This window comes from Shinella fusca (assembly GCF_014203155.1).
Lineage (GTDB): Bacteria > Pseudomonadota > Alphaproteobacteria > Rhizobiales > Rhizobiaceae > Shinella > Shinella fusca.
Genome location: NZ_JACHIK010000001.1, coordinates 25,534 through 39,984, shown reverse-complemented (window position 1 = coordinate 39,984; position 14,451 = coordinate 25,534). Strand labels below are relative to the sequence as shown.

At 67.0% G+C, this 14,451-nt stretch carries 12 protein-coding genes; 6 read left to right on the top strand and 6 right to left on the bottom strand.

The features are described from left to right. Positions 1 to 30: 30 nt before the first annotated feature. Positions 31 to 810: an ABC transporter substrate-binding protein gene (locus HNQ66_RS00165; protein ID WP_184139640.1), complete on the bottom strand. Its 780-nt coding sequence runs from the start codon at positions 808 to 810 to the stop codon at positions 31 to 33. Between the two features lie 330 nt (positions 811 to 1,140). Between HNQ66_RS00165 and HNQ66_RS00160 the strand changes: the two genes are divergently transcribed. After that, entirely contained in the window at positions 1,141 to 3,285 is a 2,145-nt protein-coding gene (locus HNQ66_RS00160; protein WP_184139638.1) for an OmpA family protein, read from the top strand. Between the two features lie 296 nt (positions 3,286 to 3,581). On the opposite strand, the gene mobB is transcribed toward HNQ66_RS00160, so the two are convergent. Genes mobB through HNQ66_RS00145 form a run of 3 tightly spaced genes read right to left on the bottom strand, consistent with a single transcriptional unit; the run spans position 3,582 to position 5,694 of the window. Continuing rightward, positions 3,582 to 4,100 carry a molybdopterin-guanine dinucleotide biosynthesis protein B gene (mobB, locus tag HNQ66_RS00155; protein ID WP_184139636.1) on the bottom strand — a complete coding sequence of 173 codons (519 nt, stop codon included), beginning with the start codon at positions 4,098 to 4,100 and terminating at the stop codon, positions 3,582 to 3,584. Beyond that, positions 4,097 to 4,735, bottom strand: a complete 639-nt coding sequence (gene mobA / locus HNQ66_RS00150) for a molybdenum cofactor guanylyltransferase MobA (protein ID WP_184139634.1) — start codon at positions 4,733 to 4,735, stop codon at positions 4,097 to 4,099. Before mobA ends, mobB begins: the two co-directional genes overlap by 4 nt. A 53-nt stretch (positions 4,736 to 4,788) precedes the next feature. Next, positions 4,789 to 5,694 carry a DMT family transporter gene (locus tag HNQ66_RS00145; RefSeq protein WP_184139632.1) on the bottom strand — a complete coding sequence of 302 codons (906 nt, stop codon included), beginning with the start codon at positions 5,692 to 5,694 and terminating at the stop codon, positions 4,789 to 4,791. Between the two features lie 345 nt (positions 5,695 to 6,039). On the opposite strand from HNQ66_RS00145, the gene HNQ66_RS00140 reads away from it, so the two are divergent. Then, on the top strand, positions 6,040 to 8,583 hold the full coding sequence (locus HNQ66_RS00140; RefSeq protein WP_184139630.1) for a methyl-accepting chemotaxis protein: 2,544 nt from the start codon (positions 6,040 to 6,042) through the stop codon (positions 8,581 to 8,583). Positions 8,584 to 8,659: 76 nt separating this feature from the next. Here HNQ66_RS00140 and moaA read toward each other — a convergent pair whose 3' ends face one another. Next, positions 8,660 to 9,646, bottom strand: a complete 987-nt coding sequence (moaA, locus tag HNQ66_RS00135; RefSeq protein ID WP_184140423.1) for a GTP 3',8-cyclase MoaA — start codon at positions 9,644 to 9,646, stop codon at positions 8,660 to 8,662. 200 nt (positions 9,647 to 9,846) lie between these two features. Between moaA and HNQ66_RS00130 the strand changes: the two genes are divergently transcribed. The 4 genes from HNQ66_RS00130 (at position 9,847) to HNQ66_RS00115 (ending at position 13,958) form a co-directional block, all read left to right on the top strand. After that, positions 9,847 to 10,221, top strand: coding sequence for a gamma-butyrobetaine hydroxylase family protein (locus HNQ66_RS00130; protein WP_184139628.1), 375 nt, complete (start codon positions 9,847 to 9,849; stop codon positions 10,219 to 10,221). 54 nt (positions 10,222 to 10,275) lie between these two features. Further along, on the top strand, positions 10,276 to 12,102 hold the full coding sequence (locus tag HNQ66_RS00125; protein ID WP_184139626.1) for a monovalent cation:proton antiporter-2 (CPA2) family protein: 1,827 nt from the start codon (positions 10,276 to 10,278) through the stop codon (positions 12,100 to 12,102). Between the two features lie 62 nt (positions 12,103 to 12,164). After that, the gene (locus tag HNQ66_RS00120; protein ID WP_184139624.1) at positions 12,165 to 12,731 is read left to right on the top strand and encodes a TMEM175 family protein; all 567 of its coding nucleotides are present in this window, start codon (positions 12,165 to 12,167) and stop codon (positions 12,729 to 12,731) included. Positions 12,732 to 12,746: 15 nt separating this feature from the next. Beyond that, a complete protein-coding gene (locus HNQ66_RS00115; protein WP_184139622.1) occupies positions 12,747 to 13,958 on the top strand; it encodes a low temperature requirement protein A in 1,212 nt (403 codons plus the stop codon). Here the strand turns inward: HNQ66_RS00115 and HNQ66_RS00110 are convergent. After that, a complete protein-coding gene (locus HNQ66_RS00110; protein WP_184139620.1) occupies positions 13,955 to 14,422 on the bottom strand; it encodes a MarR family winged helix-turn-helix transcriptional regulator in 468 nt (155 codons plus the stop codon). The genes HNQ66_RS00115 and HNQ66_RS00110 overlap by 4 nt on opposite strands. Positions 14,423 to 14,451: the final 29 nt, after the last annotated feature.

The following is a 14,451-nucleotide window of genomic DNA, read 5'->3' as shown; positions in this document are numbered from 1 at the left end:
AAAAAACCCTCATGAGCCATGGGCCCGGTCTCAGTCGCCGTAGACGTCGAAGGGGAAGTACTTGGCGTTGATTTCCTGGTACTTGCCGCTCTTGCGGATGGCGGCGATCGCCTGGGTGAACTTGTCGGCGAGCGGGTCGCCCTTGCGGACCGCGATGCCGGCGCCTTCGCCGTTGATGACCGGGTCGATCGGCAGCGTGCCGAGCAGCTTGCAGCAGGCGCCGTCTTCCGTCTTCAGCCATTCCGACAGCACCACGACGTCGTCGATGGCGGCGTCGATGCGGCCGTTGCCGAGGTCGAGCTTGTATTCGTCGGCGGTCGGATAGAGCTTGACCTCGGAATCCTTCATATGCGCTTCGGCATAGTTGGAGTGGGTCGTGGAGCCCTGCGCGCCGAGCGTCTTGCCGGCCAGCGCCTCAGGCGTTGCGTCCTTGATGTCGGAATCCTTCGGCACGACGATGGCCGGCGGCGTGTTGTAGTACTTCTTGGAGAAGTCGACCTGCTGCTTGCGCTCCTCGGTGATCGACATGGAGGCGACGATGGCGTCGAACTTCTTGGCGATCAGCGCCGGGATGATGCCGTCCCAGTCCTGCGTGACGAAGGTGCATTCGGCCTTCATCTCCTCGCAGAGCGCCTTGGCGATATCGATGTCGAAGCCCGTCAGCGAGCCGTCCGATTCCAGGTTGTTGAAGGGCGGGTAGGCGCCTTCCGTGCCGATCACGATCTTTTCGCCGTCCGCCATCGCATTCGTGGAAAACAGGGCGATGACCGCTGCCGAGGCAGCGAGCGCGAAACGTTTGGAAATACGCATGTTGGTCCTCTCAGTTGAAGGCTCTCCGGCTTCTTCTTTTTGTCCGGGCCTTGAAGCAAAGCGGGCAGGGCTGCCCGCTTGGCGGCGATAATCGACCGTTTTCCGCCAAAAAATCAACTGCTTTTACGCCGTCTTTCCGCCCCGTTTCCCCGACAATTTGCCGCGCCGCCTCTGGTCCGGGCCGCCGCGCGTCCTATCTGGCCGTTCGACCGAGGCCCGTTCAGGCGTGGTTCAGGCGCCTGTCGCTAGGCCTTTGAAGGAAAATGAATGATCCGCCGGCCCTTTCGGCGCCGGCGGAATGCAACGACGGAACACCGTGAGGATATGACGATGACTTTCCGCTCAAGACTTTTCGCAACCGTGGCGCTTCCGGTGCTCTCGGCCTCGATGATCGCGACGCCGAGCCTTGCCGACGCGCTGGTCAAGCCTTTCGAGGTCGCGCAGGACAGCGGCGACCAGGGCCAGCCGACCGACGAGGAACTGCTGCTGAAGAAACAGCAGGAAGAACAGCGCCGCGCGGCCGAGGAGGAAGCCAAGCGCCAGGCCGAGGAACAGCAGCGCGCCGCCGACGAGGAGGCGCAGCGCCAGGCCGAGGAGCAGAAGGCCGCCGAAGAGCAGCAGCGCAAGGCCGACGAAGAGGCCCGGCGTCAGGCGGAAGAACAGAAGGCTGCGCAAGAGCAGCAGAAGGCCGCCGAGGAAGAAGCCCAGCGGCAGGCCGAGGAACAGAAGGCCGCCGAGCAGCAGAAGGCGGCCGACGAGGAGGCGCAGCGCCAGGCTGAAGAGCAGAAGGCCGCCGAGGAAGCCCAGCGTCAGGCTGAGGAACAGAAGGCTGCCGAGGAGCAGCAGAAGGCGGCTGAGGAAGAACAGCAGCGCCAGGCGGACGAGCAGAAAGCCGCCGAGGAGCAGCAGAAGGCTGCCGAGGAAGAGCAGCAGCGTCAGGCGGATGAGCAGAAGGCCGCCGAGGAACAGCAGAAGCAGGCCGAGCAGCCGGCGCAGGACGATGCGGGGCAGCCCGCCGTGACCGGGGAGGCTCCGGCCGAGACGGGCACCGACCAGCCGGCTACCGCCGAGGAAGGCACGGACCAGCCCGCCACCGCCGAGACAGGCGGCGAACAGCTGCCTGCGGAAGCGCAGACGGGCGAAGGCCAGGCCGGCGCGACCGAGACCAAGGAGGCGGTTCCGCCCGTCACCGAGACGCTGAGCGAAGACGAAAAGCAGGAGATCGCCAAGGACCCGGGCCAGACCGACGAGACGGTCGTGCTGCCGGTGGAGAACGGAGCTGCGGTTCTCGACAGCGACAAGGACGCCGACAACAGCGGCGGCCAGGCGAGCCGCGAGGAACGCCGCAAGCGGCGCGAGGAACAGCGCGCGCAGGAGGAGGTCCCGCTTCCCGAATCGGACGATTCGGCCCAGGCGGCGATCCCCGAGGACGTGCGCGAGGCCGTGCCGCAGAAAATCGAGGCCGCGATCAAGGAAGAGGGCCAGCGCGTCGACAAGGCGCCCGCCTTCGAGGTGCCGGCGACGACCAACATCGTCAACAACACCGTGATCAACAACACGATCGTCAACAACAACACGACCGTGAACAATGTCGACAACAGCAACAACGTCACGAAGGTGAACGTGGTGGAGAAGGTCGACAACCGCACCGTCCTTTCGGTCGGTGACCGGCTGATCGTGCGCAGCGACGACCGGCCGCGCCTTCGCCGCGATTCCGAGGACGTCTATTACGACAAGCTCGCCCGCGGGCGGGTGCGCGAGACGATCGTCCGGCCGGGCGGCGTCAAGCTGGTGACGATCTACAACCGCTACGGCGACGTCATCCAGCGTTCGCGCGTCGGCCGTGACGGGCGGGAATACATCCTCGTCTATGCGCCGGAACTGGAGGACGACGCACCGCGTCCCGACCTGATCGACGTCGGCTACGAGCTGCCGCCGATGCGCCTGCGCATCCCCGTCAGCGACTATATCATCGACACGTCGAGCGAGCCCGATAGGGATTACTACGACTTCCTCGCCGAGCCGCCGGTCGAGCGCGTCGAGCGCGTCTATACGATCGACGAGGTGAAACACTCCGCGCGCCTGCGCGACAAGGTGCGCCGCATCGACCTCGACACGATCACCTTCGCCACCGGCAGCGCAGAGGTGCCGATGTCGCAGGCCCGCACGCTGCGCAAGGTGGCCGAGGCCATGCTGAAGATCCTCGACAAGGATCCGGGCGAGACCTTCCTCATCGAAGGCCATACGGACGCCGTCGGCTCCGACAAGTCGAACCTCGTGCTCTCCGACGAGCGCTCCGATTCGGTCGCCAACCTGCTTACCGAGGTCTACGGCATCCCGCCGGAAAACCTCCAGACGCAGGGCTATGGCGAGCGCTTCCTCAAGGTGCGCACGCAGGCCGCCGAACAGCAGAACCGCCGCGTCACCATCCGCCGCGTGACGACGCTGGTACGCCCCGTCGCCCGCGCGGACTGAGCGGGTCTGGCGAGAGAGGCCGCGGGTTTTTTGCCGCGGCCTCGGCTTACTGTTGGAGACTATTGCAGACTGCCCAACCCCTCCGTCGTCATCCTCGGGCTTGACCCGAGGATCCATACCTCATCATCCTCGGCGGGTGCTGCGTGGATCCTCGGGTCAAGCCCGAGGATGACGACGGAGAGGTGGAGGGTGGCGATGGAGGAGTGGGATAACGACGGAGAGGTTCGAGGGACGGCGGAGACGTTTGGAGCATTTGCCATCCAATCGAGGCCGCGGAGACGATCCCACGGCCTTTTTCATGCCGGTTTCGCAAGTCCCGTGATGCGCACCACGAAATCGGCGATGGCGGTGGTGTCGTCGAGGTCGAAGACGGGAAGCGCCGTGTCGGTCACCCTATGGTCGGCGGCGATAGCGGCGATATGCGGGTCCTCGGGGGCGAGCGGCGTGCGGTTGGCGGCGGCCAGCCGGCGGGCCTCGATCTTGGGGATGGGCTCGCGCTTGTAGCCCTCGATCAGCACGAGATCGCACGGGGCAAGGCGCGCGAGGATTTCCGCGAAGGACGGTTCCGGCGCGCCGCGCAGCTCGTGCATGATGGCATAGCGCGTGCCGGAAACGATGGTGACCTCGTGGGCGCCCGCCTGCCGGTGGCGGTAGCTGTCGGCGCCGACCTTGTCGATGTCGAAATCGTGGTGGGCGTGCTTGACGGTCGACACGCGATAGCCGCGCGCGACCAGTTCGCTGACGAGGCGGACGGCAAGGCCCGTCTTGCCGGAATTCTTCCAGCCGGCGATGCCGAAGACCTTCGGTTGTGTCATCGTTCCAGTATCCAGAGCCAGTTTTCCGCCGCGGCGAGGTCGTCGGGCGTATTGATGTTGAAGAACGGGTCGAGCGGGCCGCGCGGCGTCTCGACGGGAGGGAAGGCGACCTCGCGGGCCTGATGGCGCTCGAGATAGCTGCGCACGCGCAGCGCCCCGCCGCCGGCAAGCCAGGCGGCAAGGTCGCCAGCAAGGGCGACCGGCCAGAGCGCGAAGACCGGGTGGAGCCCGCCGGCCGAGCGGGCCGCGACGATCCGCTCGGGGCCGTCGGCGGCGCGGGCGAGCCGCGCGACGAGATCGGCGGGGAAGAACGGGCTGTCGATCGGCACGGTCGCCACATGGCTGGCGCCGGGATGGTGCTTTCCGGCGTGGTCGAGGGCGGCGAGGATACCGCCGAGCGGGCCGGCGCGGGCCGTATCGAGATCGGCGAAGACCGGCAGTTCCTCGCCCTCGGCAAAGAGCACCGGGCCGTTGGCGTTGACGGCAAGGGCGCTGACCTGCGGGGCGAGCCGCCGGGCGGCGCGGTCGAGAAGGCAGACGCCGCCAAGCCGGATGCGGGCCTTGTCCTCGCCCATGCGCGAGGAGAGGCCGCCCGCCAGGATCACACCCGGTATGTCTTCTGTCGTCGTCGCCATCGCCGCTTTCCTCCTGCCTCCGTCTAGTCCGCGCGGCGCCCGCCGGCAAGCCGTCAGGGCGCTTCGGGCACGCAGCTTCCCGCGACCGCCTGCGTGCGGCGCAGGTTCTCGCGGTAGAAGGTGTAGAGGCCGGAGGCGACGATGATCGCAACGCCCGTCGCCATCCAGAAATCCGGCAATTCGCCGAAGAACAGGAAGCCGATGCCCATCGCCCAGATGAGGCTCGTATAGCGGAAGGGCGCGATGAAGGAGATCTCGCCGGTGCGCATGGCGCTGACGATCGTCTGGTAGCCGATGAGGAGCAGTACGCTCGCAAGCGCCAGCCTTGCAAGCACGCCGGGCGCCATCGGCTGCCAGCCGCCCATCGGCGCAACGAGCAGGCCGCCGACCGTGCTGATGGCGATGGCGGTGATGACGCTGACGAAGATGGAGGGCACGTCGCTGCTGATCCTGCGCGTGGCAAGGTCGCGCGTCGCCGCGCCGATGACCGAGGCGATGACGTAGATCGCGGCGGTGGAGAACCCGTCCGGCCCCGGGCGGATGATGATGAGCACGCCGACGAAGCCGGCCGCGATCGCCAGCCACCGCCGCCAGCCGACCTTCTCGCCGAGGAAGAGCGCCGCTCCCAGCGTGACGGCGAGCGGCAGCGACTGGAGGATGGCCGCGGTATTGGCGAGCGGCATGGCGCCGAGCGCGGAAATATAGGTGATCGAGGCGAGGATCTCCGCCGCAAGGCGCAGGAGGAGGGCCGGCTGCAGCATGACCCGCCAGGAGCGCAGCGCGCCCATCCACCAGGCGATGGCGACGACCAGCACGCTCGTCATCGCGCCGCGCACGAAGAGGATCTGCCCGGTGTTCATGGCGCCGGTGGTGGATTTGACGAGGGCATCGTTGCAGGTGAAGGCCGCCATGGCGATGACCATGAGAAGCGCGCCGGTGGCGTTGCGGGAGGGGTTCATCGATGGCTCCGTGCGTCTGTCCCACTCTCATAGGACGAATGCGGGGGCCATGTCATCGCCGAACGCGCGGGAACGATCGGGGTGGATGCCGGAACGTGCGGCGCCTTGCCGCAACCGCAGTTCCTCACAAGCGCCCCGAAGGGTTTCATTAAGTTTCGGCGCCTATCGTTGCGTTACCCCAATGAGCGTTCGCATGATGCGACGGGTGAGGGCGCGCCGCCTGGTGGAAGGCCGGCAGGCCCCGACAACGACAGGACGGCCGCGCTCGCAGGGCGAGCATTCGCGGCCATGTCCGCTTTGACCGGCACCCACGGGGATTTGGCCGCCATAAATGCCGGGGAAACCATGTCCTTCATCGACCGCCTGCTCCAGCAGCGCCGCATCGTCACCAAGGTGCTGCTCTTCGTCATCCCTCTCGTCGCGCTGATCGCGGGCATCGGCCTCGTCGGCTATTTCACGGCCAGCACGCTGAACGGCCACATGACGGTGACGCGAGAGACGATCAACAGCCTGTCGCATTTCCAGAACCTGCGCACCGGGCTGCAGGACTTCGCGGACCGGCCGGGCGAGGAGACCCGCAACGCGCTGCAGGCGCGCATCGACGAGCAGGAAGCGGGCATCCGCGCCCTCGACGCCCTCCTGCCCGACGCGGCGGAGAAGGCCAAGATCGCCTCGGTCGTCTCGCTCGCCGCCACGATGCGCGGCGAGACCGACACGCTCTGGGCCATCGACCAGGAACGCAACACCGTCACCGCCGAGCTCGAAGGGGCGCTGGCGGCCATGGCGAAGGACGGCGAGTTTGCCGAAAAGCAGATCGGCGTCATCCGTGCCGAATCGGGCGAGAAGGAAGCCTTCGCCAAGGCGCTGCTCTTCGATGCCGCCGCCTACCAGGGGCTCGCCGAGCGCATCGGCAAGTTCCGCAAGCCCGTCGCGCTCGCGATGAAGCCGGAAGACAAGGTGAAGGCGGCCGAGACCTACCTGCCGCAGCTCCTCAAGCAGCTCGACGAGTCCAGGGCCATCGCCTCGCCCAAGGCGCTGGAGAAGATCAAGCCGCTCGAAACGGAAATCGCCACGGTGAAGGAAATCCTCGCCGGCACCGACGACGCCGATTCCAAGAAGGCGAAGTTCGTGCCGGTGCTGACGAGCCTTTCCAAGTTCGATGCCGATTTCGTCAAGGAAGCCGGCAAGAATTCCGACACCGCCGCCAAGCGCTTCGTCGGCATGGATGCAGAGATCGCGCTCCTCAAGACGCTGATCACGCTCATGGGCGACACGTTCAAGGGCATCGACGAAACGCGCCTGCATATCAGCGAGCTGCACCGCAAGCTCGACGAGGCGAGCCGCGACGCCATCCTCGCCGACATCAAGGCCGTGAGCGCGAGCGCGGCGGAGCTCGCCAAGCTCGGCGGCAAGAATGCGGCGCTGCGCGATCTTGCGCAGAAGCTCGCGCCGTCGCTCGCCCGCATCGAGAAGGGCAGCGGCGACCTCATCGCCGTCGGCGAGAAATGGCAGGCCGCGCGCGCAACCGCCTATGCCTCGGTCGCAAGCGCCAGCCAGACGCTCGAACAGTTCGTCTCCAGCGCCCAGGAGGCCGGCAAGAAGGACAGCCAGCGTTCCGCCAACGTCTCCATCATCGCGATGGTCGCCGGCACGCTGCTGGCCATCATCGGCGGCCTGATGCTGGTCGAGACCCTGCGCGGGCCGCTGAAGCGCGTCACCGAGGCCATGTCGCGCCTTGCCAGCGGCGACCTCGACATCTCCATCGACGGGCGCAACCGCGGCGACGAGATCGGCGACATGGTGCGCTCGGTCGCCGTCTTCCGCGATGCCGCGCTCGAAAACATCCGCCTGGAACAGGAGGCCGAGGCCCAGCGCCAGCTGACGGCCGAGGAGCAGGCCCGCCGCGCCAGCGAGCGCGCCCGCATCGAAGCCGAGCAGACCGAGGCGCTGACGGCGCTTTCCGAAGTGCTCGGCCAGCTTGCCGCCGGCAATCTGGAGGAAAGCATGACGGAGGCGCTGGCTGCCGAATATGTCGCGATGGCCCGCACCTACAACAACGCCGTCGAGGCGCTGCGTGTGACGCTTTCCGACGTGCGCGCCACGACGCTGGAGATCAACAGCGGCACGGGCAACCTTGCCGTTTCCGCCGACGATCTTGCCCGGCGCACGGAGCAGCAGGCCGCCGCGCTGGAGGAAAGCTCGCGCGCCCTTCGCCAGCTCACCGAGATCGTCCGCTCGACGGCCGAAAGCGCGCAGAAGACCGCCGTTTCGGTCGACGAGACGCACAACTATGCCCGCCGCTCCGGCGAGGTCGTGGCCAAGGCGGTCGACGCGATGGACCAGATCAACAAGTCCTCGGAGAAGATCAGCACGATCATCTCGGTGATCGACGAGATCGCCTTCCAGACGAACCTGCTCGCGCTCAATGCCGGCGTCGAGGCGGCGCGTGCGGGCGAGGCCGGCCGCGGCTTTGCGGTGGTCGCGCAGGAAGTGCGCGAGCTTGCCCAGCGCTGCGCGGGGGCTGCCCGCGAGATCAAGGGCCTCATCTCCGACAGCTCGGCGCAGGTGCGCAACGGCGTCTCGCTCGTCACCGAGACCGGCGAGGCGCTGACGGTGATCAACGAGCACATCTCCTCGATCCACACGCTCGTCAGCAAGATCGAGGCTGCCGCCGCCGCGCAGTACGACGGCATCAACGAGGTGAACCAGGCCGTGCACCAGGTCGAGCTCATCACGCAGCAGAACGCGGCGATGGTGGAGGAGAATACCGCCGAGATCCACGGCCTGCGCCGCCGCGTGCAGACGCTCAACGAGAAGATCGACCACTTCAAGACCCGCGATCTCGAAGCGCGGCCGGGCGACGCCTACGGCGAGCACTACGCCGCGTAGGCGGTACGGGTTTGCGAAAACGGAACGGCCGGGCGAAAGCCCGGCCGTTTTCGTTCGGGGAACTGAAGAGGAAAGGTCAGCCGCCGGTGACGCTCATGTGGCGGGCGACGGCGGGGCGGTTGCGGCGGTCGATGATGAAGTCGTGGCCCTTGGGCTTGCGGGCGATGGCCTCGTCGATCGCCTGCGAGAGGAGCGCGTCGTCCTCGGAGGCGCGCAGCGGCAGGCGCAGGTCCGCCGCGTCGTTCTGTCCGAGGCACATGTAGAGCGTGCCGGTGCAGGTGAGGCGGACGCGGTTGCAGCTTTCGCAGAAATTATGCGTCATCGGCGTGATGAAGCCGAGGCGCCCGCCGGTCTCCTCGACCGTCACGTAGCGCGCCGGGCCGCCGGTGCGGTAGGCGTTCTCCGTCAGCGTGAAGTCCTCGGCAAGGCGCGCGCGCATTTCCGACAGCGGCATGTAGCGGTCGGTGCGGTCCTCCTCGATCTCGCCCATCGGCATGGTCTCGATGAGGGTGAGGTCCATGCCGCGCCCGTGCGCCCAGCGCATCAGTTCGGGGATCTCGCGGTCGTTGAAGTCCTTGAGGGCGACGGCGTTGATCTTGATCTTGAGGCCGGCGGCCTGCGCGGCGTCGATGCCTTCCATGACCTTGGAAAGCTCGCCCCAGCGGGTGATGGCCTTGAATTTCTGCGTGTCGAGCGTGTCGAGCGAGACGTTGATGCGGCGCACGCCGCAGTCCGCCAGTTCGGCTGCGTGTCTTGCCAGCTGCGAGCCGTTCGTCGTCAGCGTCAGTTCGTCGAGGCGGCCGTCATGCACCTGCCGGCCGAGCTCGCGCACGAGATGCATGATGTTCTTGCGCACCAAGGGTTCGCCGCCGGTCAGCCGCAGCTTGCGCACGCCCTTGGCGATGAAGGCGGAACAGAGCCGGTTCAGCTCTTCCAGCGTCAGGAGGTCCTTCTTCGGCAGGAACGTCATGTTCTCCGCCATGCAATAGGTACAGCGGAAATCGCAGCGGTCCGTCACCGAGACGCGCAGATACGTGATCGCGCGCCCGAAGGGGTCGATCATCGGCGTGTCGGATTGCGCGACGCGGTCCGCGCCGCTCCATTGTCCCGTAAACGAATTCAATGCACGTCCTCCATTCCCGACATGTCGTGCGCGCGGGGCGCTCCGTCAAGCCGGTGCGGCAATTATGACAGCATTTTCAGCCTTGCACATCCCCGGCTTGCGGCATAGTCCTTCGCGAAATCGTGAAGAAAGGAACCGGCATGAGCGACCTTTGGCCGACCGAACTGCGCGTCTCGAAGGACCACCAGCGCCTCGTCGTGACCTTCAACGACGGCGCGGCCTTCGATCTTTCCGCCGAGCTGCTGCGCGTCCTCTCGCCCTCCGCCGAGGTGCAGGGGCACGGGCCGGGACAGAAGGTGACGGTGCCGGGCAAGCGCAACGTCGCCATCCTCTCCATGACGCCCACCGGCAACTATGCCGTCCGCATCGGTTTCGACGACATGCACGATACCGGCATCTATACCTGGTCCTATCTTCGCGAACTCGGGGAAAAGGGCGCCGAGCTCTTCGCCGGCTACGAGCGCGAGCTTGCGGAGAAGGGCATGAGCCGCGATATATCCGAAAAGCCGCGATAACCGCAGGGCCGCCGCCGAAGGCTGCGTCCACCGGCAAGCAACGGAGACGGACCTTTGGCAGTCGAAGCGAACGCGAACGATCTCACCCAGGTGGTGGTGCTCCTGGCGGCGGGCGTTGCCGCCGCGCCCGTCTTCAAGAAGATCGGGCTCGGCTCCGTGCTCGGCTATCTCGCCGCCGGGCTGGCGATCGGCCCCTTCGGCCTCGGCTTCTTCGCCGATCCGCAGGCCATCATCCATGTCGCCGAGCTCGGCGTCGTGATGTTCCTCTTCATCATCGGCCTCGAAATGCAGCCTTCGCGCCTGTGGGGCATGCGCAAGGACATTTTCGGGCTCGGCGCGATCCAGGTCGGCGGGGCCATGGCGGCGCTGACGGGCATCGGCCTCGCCTTCGGCTTTCCGCTCGTTCCCTCCTTCGTCGCCGGCACCGGCTTCGTGCTGACCTCCACGGCCATCGTCATGCAGATGCTGCAGGAGAAGGGCACGCTTTCCACGCTCAAGGGCCAGCGCATTGTGGCGATCCTGCTCTTCGAGGATCTCGCCATCGTTCCGCTGCTCGCCGTCGTCACGCTGCTCGGCACGGGCGCGGCGGCGACGGATGCCTCCGGCCGCTGGCTTTCCATCGGCATCGCCGTCGGTGCCGTCGTGGCGCTGGTGCTGGCGGGCCGTTACCTCCTCAATCCGCTCTTCCGCATTCTCGCGGCCTCCGGTGCGCGCGAGGTGATGACGGCGGCGGCGCTTCTCGTGGTGCTCGGCTCGGCGCTCGCCATGCAGGTCTCCGGGCTCTCCATGGCGATGGGCGCCTTCCTTGCCGGCGTGCTCCTTTCCGAATCGGCCTTCCGCCATCAGCTCGAGGCCGATATCGAGCCGTTCCGCGGCATCCTGCTCGGCCTCTTCTTCCTCGGCGTCGGCATGGCGATCGACCTTTCGGTGATCGCCGCGGACTGGAAGCTCGTCGTGGCGGGCATCATCGGCTACATGCTGGCGAAATCGCTCCTCATCTACATCGTCGCGCGCCTCGTCGGCACCTGCCACAGCGAGAGCCTGGAGCGCGCGGTGCTGATGGCGCAGGGCGGCGAATTCGCCTTCGTGCTCTACGCCGCCGCCGTTTCCGCCGGCATCCTCGACGGGCGGGAGAACGCCATCCTCACGGCGACGATCATCATCTCCATGGTGCTGACGCCGCTCTTCGTCATCCTGCACGACCGGCTCGTGCCGAAGCAGCCGCCCTCCACCGAGGGGCTGACGCTGCCGGAGAACGTCGAGGGCACGGTGCTGATGATCGGCTTCGGGCGCTTCGGCCAGATCGTCAGCCAGCCGCTCCTGGCGCGGGGCTACACGCTCTCGCTGATCGACAAGGATGCCGAGTTCGTGCGCGATGCCGCCGATTTCGGCTTCAAGGTCTATTACGGCGACGGCTCGCGCATCGACATCCTGCATGCCGCGGGCGCGGCGACCGCAAGGGCGATCCTCATCTGCCTCGACGACAGGCAGGCCGCGGTGAAGACCGCCGAGGTGGTGCGCGAGGAGTTCCCGCTCGTGCCGCTGCTGGCGCGCGCCTACGACCGCGGCCACGCCCTCGACCTCATCCATGCCGGCGTCGACTTCCAGATCCGCGAGACCTTCGAATCGGCGCTGGTCTTCAGCCGCGAGACGCTGAAGGCGCTCGGCGAGGACGAGGACCTTGCGGCCGACGTGGTGGAGGAGTTCCGCGATGTCGACCGGCGGCGGCTGGAGCTTGAGACGGTCGGCGGCATCTATGCCGGCCGGCAGCTCGTGCGCGGCAATGCCCAGCCCGCCGACATCGTCGCCGCCCGCACCGGCCGCCAGCGCGCGGCGGCCGAGGAGGAGCGCCAGCGCCAGGCGCATGAACAGGCGAATTGACGATCGGCAAGCGCCTGTGGCACCTCTGTCGATAGAGGCTATCGGGCAGGGGCGGGGCGCGCATGAACAAGGGACGGCTCGAAGCCTTCAGCGATGGCGTGATCGCCATCATCATCACCATCATGGTGCTGCAACTGACCGTGCCGAAGGAGCCCACCTTCGCGGCCCTCGTGCCGCTGGCGCCCGTCCTTCTCGGCTATCTCCTCAGCTTCGTCTACGTCGCGATCTACTGGAACAACCACCATCACCTCCTGACGGTGTGCGACAATGCCAGCGGCGGGGTGATGTGGGCGAACATGCACCTCCTGTTCTGGATGTCGCTCATTCCCTTCGTCACCGCCTGGATGGGCAACAATCCGGGCACGGCGATCCCCGCCGCGCTCTACGGCGTGGTGCTGCTTCTCTCGGCCATCGCCTACAAGATCCTCCAGGTGCTCGTCGTCGCCGCGCACCCCGACGGCGCGCGGCTGCGGGCGGCATTCGGCAGCGACCTGAAGGGCCGGCTGTCGCCGGTCCTCTACCTTGCCGCCATCGGCCTTGCCTTCGTCTCGCCGACGATCTCCTATGTCGTCTATGCCGCCGTCGCGCTCGTCTGGGTCGTTCCGGACCGGCGGCTCGAGCGCCTCTAAGCGAAAGGACCCGCCATGACGGCGACGGACGAAGACCGTTTCTCCACTTCCGCCTATCTGAGGGCGCGCGGCACGGCCAGCGAAGACAAGGTGGGCTTTGCCGAGCTCTTCTTCGACCTCGTCTTCGTGCTGACGATCGTCCAGCTTTCCCATACGCTGGCGGCGCATTATTCGCTGCTCGGCCTCGTCGAGGCGGCGCTGCTGATGCTGGCCGTCTGGTGGGTGTGGATCTACACGACCTGGGTGACGAACTGGCTGGACCCGGAGAAGGCGCCGGTGCGGCTGCTGCTCTTCGTGCTGATGTTCCTCGGCCTGATGCTCTCCATCGCCATTCCCACGGCTTTCGGCGCGGGAGGCCTCCTCTTCGCGCTCGCCTATGCCGCCATGCAGGTCGGCCGCTCGGCCTTCACCGCCTTCGCCATGCGGCGCGACTGGCCGGACAACAGCCGCAACTTCGTGCGGATCACTGCCTGGACGCTGCTGTCCGCCGCCTTCTGGCTGGCCGGCGCCTTCACCGGGCACGAGGCGCGGCTGGCGCTGTGGCTCGTCGCGCTCGGTATCGAATACGTTTCGCCGGCGCTCGGCTTCGTCGTGCCGGGGCTCGGCCGCTCGACGGTCAGCGACTGGGAGGTCTCGGGCGAGCACATGGCGGAGCGCTGCGCGCTGTTCGTCATCATCTGCCTCGGCGAGACGATCCTCGTCACCGGCCGCACCGTCGCGGCGATGGAACTGCTCGACGGCTTCACCGTCGTTCTCCTCGCGGTCGCCTTCGCGTCGACGGCGACCATGTGGTGGATCTATTTCCGCTTCGGTCACGGAGAAGCGGCGCACCTCATCGAGCATACGGTGACGCCGGGCCGCGTCGCGCGGCTCGCCTTCACCTATGCCCATATCCCCATCGTCGCCGGCATCGTGCTGTCGGCGGTCGCGGAGGAATTCACGCTCGCCCATCCGCACGGCCATGTCGATTTCAGGACGGCGAGCGCCATCCTCGGCGGGCCGGCCGTCTTCCTCCTCGGCAATATCTGGTTCAAGGCGGCGATCCGCGGGCGCGCGCCGCTCTCGCATCTCGTCGGCATCGGCGCGCTTGTCGCCCTGTCGGCGCTCGCCCCCGCCGTCGAGCCCTACCAGCTCTTCATGGCGGCCTCGGCGGTGCTCTTCGCGGTGGCGGTCTGGGAATTCCTGTCGCTGCGGTCGACGCGGGCCGATGCCGTGGCGAAGGCCTAGCCTTCGTCGTCTTCCATCGTCTGGAGGATGCCGATGATGTCCTCCATCGCTTCGGCGACCTGAAGGCAGCGATCCGCGGGGGTCTTCGACAGGGTGCGCTCGATGAGGCCGGTCTGGATGGCCATGGCCTTGGCGGTGAGGTCGCGGCCAGCCTCGGTCAGCGAGAGGCGCAGCACGCGCTTGTCCTTCGCGTCCGGCCTGCGCGCGATGAGGCCGCGCTTTTCCAGTTGCGGCAGCAGCATGCTCATGTTGGAGCGGCCGACGAGCAGCTTGCGGGCCAGCTCCTGCTGCGAGATGCCGTCGAAGCGGTAGAGGTTGATCAGGATATCGAGATGCGGGGTCTTGATATCGAGGTCGGCAATCGCCCGCGTCATCGCCTGCTGCATGAGCTGGCAGGCCCGCGCCACGCCGATCCAGCTACGAAAGCGCGGATGATCCCACGGGAAGGCTTGATTTTCGTTCATCGTTGTACTTTATTGTTCAGCATTGAACA